This window comes from Psychrobacter piscatorii (genome assembly GCF_904846415.1).
Taxonomy (GTDB): Bacteria; Pseudomonadota; Gammaproteobacteria; order Pseudomonadales; family Moraxellaceae; genus Psychrobacter; species Psychrobacter piscatorii.
Genome location: NZ_CAJHAR010000073.1, coordinates 1 through 2,213, shown reverse-complemented (window position 1 = coordinate 2,213; position 2,213 = coordinate 1). Strand labels below are relative to the sequence as shown.

General features: G+C 47.9%; 2 tRNA genes and 1 rRNA gene. All 3 read left to right on the top strand.

The features are described 5' to 3' along the window. Positions 1–17: 17 nt before the first annotated feature. Positions 18–94 (top strand) — tRNA-Ile (locus JMX83_RS14835). Between the two features lie 9 nt (positions 95–103). Next, positions 104–179 (top strand) — tRNA-Ala (locus tag JMX83_RS14830). Positions 180–526: 347 nt separating this feature from the next. Continuing rightward, positions 527–2,213 (top strand): 23S ribosomal RNA (locus tag JMX83_RS14825); the annotation flags it as partial.

Here is a 2,213-nt window from a genome sequence, read left to right as displayed (position 1 = left end):
TTTTAACAAACGTATTAGGGTCTGTAGCTCAGCTGGTTAGAGCACCGTGTTGATAACGCGGGGGTCAGTGGTTCGAGTCCACTTAGACCCACCATTTTATAATGGGGCCATAGCTCAGTTGGTAGAGCGCCTGCCTTGCACGCAGGAGGTCAACGGTTCGACTCCGTTTGGCTCCACCACTACTAAGACGGTCAGTAAGCTTTAAGTGCTAATGGTATAAATAGAAACAAGTGATTCGTCTTGAATAAAGACATGATTACTTCTTTCTGTTTTATACAGAACCTGTTATTCGACGAGGATACAGGAACTATTTAAAAACATAGATATGAGTCTGGGTTAGGAAGCGCGTGTTCACGCGCACTTCTTAACCTTAATAACTCACCTCTTAACGACATCAGTTGTTATCCCAGGGGTGAGTTATTAAAAAAGTAAAGAGAACTGAATCAAGCGTATAAACATAGGTGATATCGTTATCATAATTAGATTGTATGACACTTAGAAGTCGAAAGACTACTTGGGGTTGTATGGTCAAGTAATGAAGCGCACATGGTGGATGCCTTGGCAGTCAGAGGCGATGAAAGACGTGACAGCCTGCGATAAGCTTCGGGGAGGCGGCAATATCCTGTGATCCGGAGATTTCTGAATGGGGAAACCCACTTACCATAAGGTAGGTATCCTAATTTATTAGGAAGCGAACGAGGGGAAGTGAAACATCTCAGTACCCTTAGGAATAGACATCAATTGAGATTCCCCTAGTAGCGGCGAGCGAACGGGGAGAAGCCGATTAGTGCTAATGTAGAAGAACAGCGTGGGAAAGCTGACCGTAGTAGGTGATAGTCCTGTATTCGAAACATTAGCGTTAACATATTAAGTAGAGCGGGGCACGAGAAATCCTGTTTGAAGATGGGGGGACCATCCTCCAAGGCTAAATACTCCTGACTGACCGATAGTGAACCAGTACCGTGAGGGAAAGGCGAAAAGAACCCCTGTGAGGGGAGTGAAATAGAACCTGAAACCGTGTGCGTACAAGCAGTGGGAGCCCACTTGTTGGGTGACCGCGTACCTTTTGTATAATGGGTCAGCGACTTATATTCTGTAGCAAGGTTAACCGTTTAGGGGAGCCGTAGGGAAACCGAGTCTTAATAGGGCGTCTAGTTGCAGGGTATAGACCCGAAACCGAGTGATCTATCCATGAGCAGGTTGAAAGTGCCGTAACAGGCACCGGAGGACCGAACCCACTGTCGTTGAAAAGCCAGGGGATGACTTGTGGATAGGGGTGAAAGGCTAATCAAACTCGGTGATAGCTGGTTCTCCCCGAAAGCTATTTAGGTAGCGCCTCGGACGAACACCATTGGGGGTAGAGCACTGTTTCGGCTAGGGGGTCATACCGACTTACCAAACCGATGCAAACTCCGAATACCGATGAGTGATATCCGGGAGACACACGGTGGGTGCTAACGTCCATCGTGGAGAGGGAAACAACCCAGACCGCCAGCTAAGGCCCCAAATTCCTAGTTAAGTGGGAAACGAGGTGGGAAGGCATAGACAGCTAGGAGGTTGGCTTAGAAGCAGCCATCCTTTAAAGAAAGCGTAATAGCTCACTAGTCGAGTCGGCCCGCGCGGAAGATGTAACGGGGCTCAAACTAGGAGCCGAAGCTGCGGATTTGAATTTGTTTTCAAGTGGTAGGGGAGCGTTGTGTAAGCCTGTGAAGGTGTGTTGTAAAGCATGCTGGAGGTATCACAAGAGCGAATGCTGACGTGAGTAACGATAATGCGAGTGAAAAGCTCGCACGCCGGAAGATCAAGGGTTCCAGTCCAACGTTAATCGGGGCTGGGTGAGTCGACCCCTAAGGCGAGGCCGAAAGGCGTAGTCGATGGGAAATCGGTTAATATTCCGATACTTGTTTATAATGCGATGGAGGGACGGAGAAGGTTATGTCAGCCTGGCGTTGGTTGTCCAGGTGAAAGGATGTAGGTTTATAGCTTAGGTAAATCCGGGCTATTCTATACCGAGATCTGATAGCAAGCTGTACTTGTACAGCGAAGTGGCAAATACCATGCTTCCAGGAAAAGCTTCTAAGCAATAGTTATAAACGAATCGTACCCTAAACCGACACAGGTGATCAGGTAGAGAATACCAAGGCGCTTGAGAGAACTCTGCTGAAGGAACTAGGCAAAATGGTACCGTAACTTCGGGAGAAGGTACGCTGTTG